The 5,991-nt window shown below is 71.6% G+C and carries 8 protein-coding genes; 2 read left to right on the top strand and 6 right to left on the bottom strand.

The window, feature by feature from the left end; translation table 11 throughout:
- Both VFL99_RS09845 and VFL99_RS09840 read right to left on the bottom strand, forming a co-directional pair.
- Positions 1 to 141, bottom strand: a 141-nt coding sequence (locus tag VFL99_RS09845) for a DUF3090 family protein (RefSeq protein WP_325106173.1), incomplete at its 3' end; no start/stop codon positions are given.
- A gap of 40 nt (positions 142 to 181) precedes the next feature.
- Positions 182 to 898 (bottom strand): MSMEG_4193 family putative phosphomutase, encoded by a 717-nt coding sequence (locus VFL99_RS09840; RefSeq protein WP_325106172.1) that lies wholly within the window; start codon positions 896 to 898, stop codon positions 182 to 184.
- Between the two features lie 53 nt (positions 899 to 951).
- Between VFL99_RS09840 and corA the strand changes: the two genes are divergently transcribed.
- On the top strand, positions 952 to 1,944 hold the full coding sequence (corA, locus tag VFL99_RS09835) for a magnesium/cobalt transporter CorA (protein ID WP_325106171.1): 993 nt from the start codon (positions 952 to 954) through the stop codon (positions 1,942 to 1,944).
- Positions 1,945 to 1,990: 46 nt separating this feature from the next.
- On the opposite strand, the gene VFL99_RS09830 is transcribed toward corA, so the two are convergent.
- The 3 genes from VFL99_RS09830 to VFL99_RS09820 are packed head-to-tail and all read right to left on the bottom strand — an operon-like array spanning position 1,991 to position 4,624.
- Positions 1,991 to 2,845 (bottom strand): undecaprenyl-diphosphate phosphatase, encoded by an 855-nt coding sequence (locus VFL99_RS09830; RefSeq protein WP_325106170.1) that lies wholly within the window; start codon positions 2,843 to 2,845, stop codon positions 1,991 to 1,993.
- Between the two features lie 5 nt (positions 2,846 to 2,850).
- The gene (locus tag VFL99_RS09825; RefSeq protein WP_325106169.1) at positions 2,851 to 3,972 is read right to left on the bottom strand and encodes an LLM class F420-dependent oxidoreductase; all 1,122 of its coding nucleotides are present in this window, start codon (positions 3,970 to 3,972) and stop codon (positions 2,851 to 2,853) included.
- Positions 3,973 to 4,018: 46 nt separating this feature from the next.
- Positions 4,019 to 4,624: a class I SAM-dependent methyltransferase gene (locus VFL99_RS09820; RefSeq protein ID WP_325106168.1), complete on the bottom strand. Its 606-nt coding sequence runs from the start codon at positions 4,622 to 4,624 to the stop codon at positions 4,019 to 4,021.
- Positions 4,625 to 4,700: 76 nt separating this feature from the next.
- Here VFL99_RS09820 and VFL99_RS09815 point away from each other — a divergent pair, with 76 nt between their 5' ends.
- Complete coding sequence (locus tag VFL99_RS09815; protein WP_325106167.1) at positions 4,701 to 5,636, top strand: aldo/keto reductase; 936 nt, start codon at positions 4,701 to 4,703, stop codon at positions 5,634 to 5,636.
- Between the two features lie 24 nt (positions 5,637 to 5,660).
- Here the strand turns inward: VFL99_RS09815 and VFL99_RS09810 are convergent.
- Positions 5,661 to 5,991, bottom strand: a 331-nt coding sequence (locus VFL99_RS09810) for a hypothetical protein (RefSeq protein WP_325106166.1), incomplete at its 5' end; no start/stop codon positions are given.

The following is a 5,991-nucleotide window of genomic DNA, read 5'->3' as shown; positions in this document are numbered from 1 at the left end:
CACGTCGACCTGCTGCTTCTCGAGCGACACGGACGTCAGCCTGCGGCCGCTGCTGGCCTGCAGGAAGAACGTGCGTTGCCCGGGAGGCCCCACGGTGCCCGCGACGAACCGCTCCGGAGGATCGAACTCGATGACCGGCATGGTTCGACTCTAATGCGCTGGCGAGCACCTGCCAGAGGGGTCACCCATGGCCCCCGCCGACCGCGGCGTCGCCCTCGGGGACCCCCTCGCCGGTGGCCTGGTCCTGCTCGGGGGGCCGCAGCCAGGACAGATCCGCACCGGTGTCGTTGACGCGCAGCACGAAGGGTCGGCGGGCGCCGTAGTGGACCACCGAGAGCGAGGCCGGGCCGACGACGAACCGCTGGAACTGGTCCAGGTGGCTGCCCGAGGCGTCGGCGATGATCGCCTTGATGACGTCCCCGTGCGAGACGAGCGCCCAGACTGCGTGCTCCCCGTGCGCCTCCCGCACGGCGGCGTCGTGCTCGCGCACCGCCGCCAGGGCACGGGCCTGCATCTGCGCCAGCGACTCCGCCTCGAACTGGTCGCTGTCGGGGAACCGCGCCGCGCTGGGCTGGTCCTGCACCGTGCGCCACAACGGCTCCTCGGCGAGCTCCTTGAGGGCCCGGCCCGTCCACGCGCCGTAGCGGCACTCCCCGAGCCGCACGTCCTGCTCGGGCGCGACGTCACTGGCCGTCGCGATCTCCCCCGCGGTCTCCACGCACCGCTGCAACGGACTGGTGACCAGCCGCACCAGCGGAACGGGCACCAGCCGCGCGGCGAGCGCCCGGGCCTGCTCCCGGCCCCGGCCGTCCAGCCCGATCCCGGCGGTCCAGCCGGCCAGCACCCCGTCGGCGTTGGAGGTGGTGCGGCCGTGACGGATCATCAGGGCTGTCGGCACGCCCCCACTGTATGCCGGGTGCTTACGTGCACTGCTGCCGGCGCCGTGGTGACATGGGGCCCGTGATCGTCGACAAGGCCGTCTACCTCGACGGGCAGCGCCTGTCCTGCACCGACCTCGGAGCCACCATGGAGCGGCTCCGGGAGGAGGGCCACGGGTTCACCTGGATCGGGCTGAAGGACCCGACCGATGCCGAGTTCGCCCGCGTCAACGAGGACCTGCGCCTGCACCCGTTGGCGGTGGAGGACGCGGTCAAGGGCCACCAGCGGCCCAAGGTGGACTTCTACCCCAACGGGATGTTCGTGGTCCTCAAGACGCTGCGCTACATCGAGGCGACCTCGGACGTGGAGACCGGCGAGCTCATGCTCTTCGTCGGCGACCGGTTCGTCGTGACCATTCGCCGCGGCGAGGCGAACCCGCTCGGCGGGGTGCGCCGCCTGCTCGAGTCCCACCCCGACCAGCTCGAGCACGGGCCGGTGTCGGTCATGTACTCCGTCATGGACTCCGTGGTCGACACCTACGTCACCATCGACCACGAGCTGTCCGACGACCTCGACGACATCGAGCAGCGGGTGTTCTCCGGCAGCCGCGGGGTGGACGCCACGGAGATCTACCGGCTCAAGCGCGAGGTGCTCGAGTTCCGCCGTGCCTCCGTGCCGCTGCTCGAGCCGTTGCAGCGGCTCACCGAGGAGGCCGGACTCGTCCCCGACCCGGCCCGGCCGTTCTTCAACGACATCTACGACCACGTGCAGCGGGTCAGCGAGCACGCCGAGAACTACGACCGCCTCCTCACCGACGTGCTCAGCGCCCACTTGGCGCAGATCTCGGTGCAGCAGAACGAGGACATGCGCAAGATCTCGGCCTGGGTGGCGATCGCCGCGGTCCCGACCATGCTCGCGGGCATCTACGGGATGAACTTCGACAACATCCCGGAGCTGCACTTCGCCATCAACGGGGTGGGATGGGGCTACTTCGCCGTGCTCTTCGTCATGGCCAGCCTCTGCTTCTCCCTCTACCGGGCGTTCAAGCGCTCCGGCTGGCTCTGACCGACCCGGTATCGGGGAGACGCGTGGCTCCGGCCCGACATTCGGGTCAGGTCGCGCTCATCACGCCGGCCGCCAGCACGCCGACCAGGACGACGCCCAGCGCAACGCGGTACCACACGAAGGTCGTGATGGCGTGGTGGGCGACGAACCGCAGCAGCCAGGCGATCGAGGCGTAGGCCACGAGGAAGGCCACGATGATCCCGATGGCCATCTGGCCCCCTCCGACCACCGAGGCGTTGATGTCCTTCAGCTCGTAGAGGCCCGCGGCGGTCAGGGCCGGGATCGCGAGGAAGAAGGACAGCCGGGTCGCGGCCACCCGGTCCAGCCCCCGCAACAGGCCGGCGGAGATCGTCGCGCCGGAGCGAGAGACACCCGGGATGAGCGCCAGGCACTGCACGAGGCCGATGACCAGGCCGTCCTTGAGCGTGGTCTGGTCCTCCCCACGTTGGGCGTTGACCCGGGCCAGCACGTCGTGCCGTCGCTCGGCGACCCACATCACGACGCTCCAGAGGATGAGGGCGATCGCCACGACCCACAGCGAGCGCAGCGGGCCGGTGATGAGTCCCTTGGCGAGGAAGCCGACGATCCCGATCGGGATGCAGCCCACGATCACCGACCAGGCCAGGCGGTAGTCGCGGTGCCCGCGCGCCTCGGCGGAGACCAGCCCACGGCCCCAGGCGGACAGCAGCCGGACGATGTCCCGGAAGAAGTAGAGGATCGTGGCGGCGATCGCGCCGAGCTGGATGATGGCGGTGTAGGCCGTGACCGCCGGGTCGTCGACCCGCAGCCCGAGCAGCTTCTCGGCGATCGTGAGGTGTCCGGTCGAGGAGACCGGCAGGAACTCGGTCAGGCCCTCGACGACGCCGAGGATGATGGCGTCCAGGTAGCTCAGGTGGTCCACGGGTGTCACTCCGATGTGCTGATGAGGTCGGTGCTGGTGTCGGTGGCGGGGACGGTGGGTCCGCTACCGCGCAACCCCGTCTCGTCCATCAGCTCGGCCATGACCCGCAGGATCTGCACGCGCTGTTCCGAGGAGGCAGCGTACGGGGCGATGCTCAACGTCGTCACGCCGGCGTCGGCGTACCGCTGCAGTCGGTCCCTGATCCGTTCCCGCGGTCCGATCAGCGCGGTCTGGTCGATGAACTCCAGCGGCACGGCAGCCGCCGCCTCGCGGTGGCGGTGGTCGAGGAAGAGGTCCTGGACGCGCTGAGCCGCCTCCGCGAACCCCATCCGCCGGGCCTGGGCGTTGTAGAAGTTCTGCTCGCGTGAGCCCATCCCGCCGACGTAGAGCGCCGAGTAGGCCCGCACCGGCGCAGCCGCGCGCTCCAGGTCGTCGTCGAGGACGACCGGCACGGTGGGCACGACGTCGAACCCGGCGAGCGGGTCCTCCGCCGTGCCCCGGCCCGCGGCGCGGCGCCCGTCGGCGAGCTGCGCCAGCGCGTCGCCGGAGTGCTCCGGGCTGAAGAAGATGGCCAGCCACCCGTCGGCGACCTCGCCGGCGAGGTGGAGGTTCCGCGGGCCGACCGCGGCGAGGTAGACCGGCAGGTCCGGGCGTGGCGGACGGATCGTGAGCCGCAGGGCCTTGCCCGGCCCGTCGGGCAGGGGCAGGGTCCAGTGCTTCCCGGCATACTCCACCGTCTCCCGGCGAAGCACCCGCCGGACGATCTCGACGTACTCGCGCGTGCGCCCCAACGGCGCGCGGAACGGCACCCCGTGCCAGCCCTCGCTCACCTGCGGACCGGAGACGCCGAGTCCGAGCCGGAACCGGCCACCGGAGAGGGTGTCCAGGGTGGCCGCCGTCATCGCCGTCATCGCGGGGGTCCTGGCCGGGATCTGCATCACGGCCGCGCCGAGCCCGATCCGCTCGGTGCGGGCGCCGACCCATGACAGGACGGTCGGCGCGTCCGAGCCGTAGGCCTCGGCGGCCCAGGCCACCGCGTAACCCAACCGGTCGGCCTCCTGCGCAAGAGCGAGGTTGCCCGCGGGCCCGGACGCGTCCCAGTAGCCGAGGTTCACTGCCAACTGCATGGTCGCGAGGGTATCCGTCGCTGCCCCGCGCCCGAGGGAACTCCGGTCAGTCGTGCGTCAGCCGGAACCAGTGCGGTGCTGCCCTGGCCACCAGGCCACGCTCGCCGGTCACGTCCACGGCCTGCTGGTCGGTGAGCTGCCAGCCGACGAAGGCCTGCTCCACTCCGGCGCGGTCCACGCCCCGGGGCAGGGGCCCGCGCCGGCCCGGGCTGAAGGCGAAGAGGAGCAGCGCCGCGCCGGGTTCGGTCACCGTCCGGAGCTGCTCGGCGTAGGACCGCCGCTGCTCGTCACCGAGGCCGTGGAAGCAGCCGAGGTCGACGGCCAGCCGGTAGCCCGGCGCGAGCACCTCCGCGAGTCGGGTGACGTCCCCGTGGCAGAAGTTGACGTGCAGCCCGGCGGTGATCGCCTTGTGTCGAGCGGTCTTCAGCGCCGGGATCACGGCGTCGATGCCGGTGACCTCCCACCCGCGTCGGGCAAGCTCGATCGCCGTGTCACCGCGACCGCAGCCGAGGTCCACCGCCCGCCCGAACGGCGCGGTGCGCCCCTCCTGCTCGCGGTCGAGCAGGTCGCCGAGCTGGCGCAGGCTCGCCGGTTGCTTGCGCTCCCACGGCGTGAAACCGAGTCGGTAGGCCAGCTGGTACGCGATGCTCATGGCTGCCTCCCGTCGCTGGACGTCAGCGTAGTCGCGCGTCCCGGAACGCGACGCGGCTTCGCTACCGTACGGAGCCATGCGCCACAGGATGTTGGGCCGCTCGGGGCTGTCGGTCTCCCGGATGGCCATGGGGACCATGACATGGGGAGGGACCACCGGTGCCGAGGAGGCACGCGAGCTGCTGACCTCCTTCGTGGAGGCCGGGGGCGACTTCGTCGACACGGCCTACGGCTACGGCGACGGGCGGGCCGAGGAGCTGCTCGGCTCCCTGGTCGGTGACGTGGTCGACCGCGAGGAGCTGGTGATCTGCACGAAGGCGGGCATCTCCCGGGAGAGCGGTCAGCGGGTGGTCGACACCTCGCGCCGGTCCCTCGTGCGCCAGCTGCACCGGTCCCTGGGCCGGCTGGGCACCGACCACGTGGACCTCTGGCTGGTGCACACCTGGTCCACCGAGGTGCCGCTGGAGGAGACACTCGCGACGTTGGAGTGGGCGGTGCGGACGGGCCTCGCCCGGTATGTCGGCGTGTCCAACTACAGCGCGTGGCAGACCGCTCGCGCCGCGACCCTGATGGAGGGGCGGGTGCCGCTGGTCGCGAATGAGTCGGAGTACTCGCTGGTGAACCGGGTCCCGGAGGACGAGCTCGTGCCGGCTGCCGGTGCCCTGGGGGTGGGGCTGCTCCCCTGGTCACCGCTGGGACGCGGCGTGCTGACCGGCAAGTACCGGCACGGCATACCGGCGGACTCTCGCGCGTCGTCCGGTGAGGTGGGCGACTTCGCCGCGCGGTTCCTGGACGAGGACTCCCGGCAGGTGGTCGAGGCCGTGGTGACCGCCGCACGCGGGCTGGGCGTGAGCGCCGCCGAGGTGGCCCTGGCGTGGGTCCGCGACCGCCCCGGCGTGGTCGCGCCGGTGGTCGGGACGCGCACCCTGGCCCAGCTGCGCACCGCCCTGCAGGCCGAGGAGCTGGAGCTCCCGGACGAGATCGTGCAGGCGCTCGAGGACGTCTCGGACTAGACCAGCCCGCCGGGCTGGACCACCTCAGTCGGCTCGGCGGTTGTCCTCCTCGTAGTCGCTGTCGTCCAGGCCGAGGTAGACGCCGTCGTCCTCGTCCTCGTCGTCCAGCTCGTCATCCTCGTCGTCGCCCCCATCGTGCCCCCCGTCCTCGTCTTCTGCCCCGTCCTCGTCTTCTGCCTCGTCCTCGTCGTCATCGTCGTCGTCATCGTCCTCGTCGTCATCGTCCTCGCCGTAGACCTCGAGCGGGGTGACCTCCCCGTAGGCGTCGAGGAGCGCGTCGTCATAGGCGTCGAAGGCGTCGGCGAGGTCCTGGTAGGCAGCGACGACGGTGGGGTCGTTCTCGCCGCGGCGAGAA

The sequence above is a fragment of the Segeticoccus sp. genome (genome assembly GCF_035708005.1).
This window is presented reverse-complemented; position numbering and strand designations above follow the sequence as displayed.

What these genes read in the sequence shown, in the direction of transcription:
- corA (WP_325106171.1), top strand. Translation starts at nt 952, where the DNA reads ATGGGGCCCGTGATCGTCGACAAGGCCGTCTACCTCGACGGGCAGCGC.
- VFL99_RS09825 (WP_325106169.1), bottom strand. Translation starts at nt 3,972, where the DNA reads ATGCAGTTGGCAGTGAACCTCGGCTACTGGGACGCGTCCGGGCCCGCG.
- VFL99_RS09820 (WP_325106168.1), bottom strand. Translation starts at nt 4,624, where the DNA reads ATGAGCATCGCGTACCAGCTGGCCTACCGACTCGGTTTCACGCCGTGG.
- VFL99_RS09815 (WP_325106167.1), top strand. Translation starts at nt 4,701, where the DNA reads ATGCGCCACAGGATGTTGGGCCGCTCGGGGCTGTCGGTCTCCCGGATG.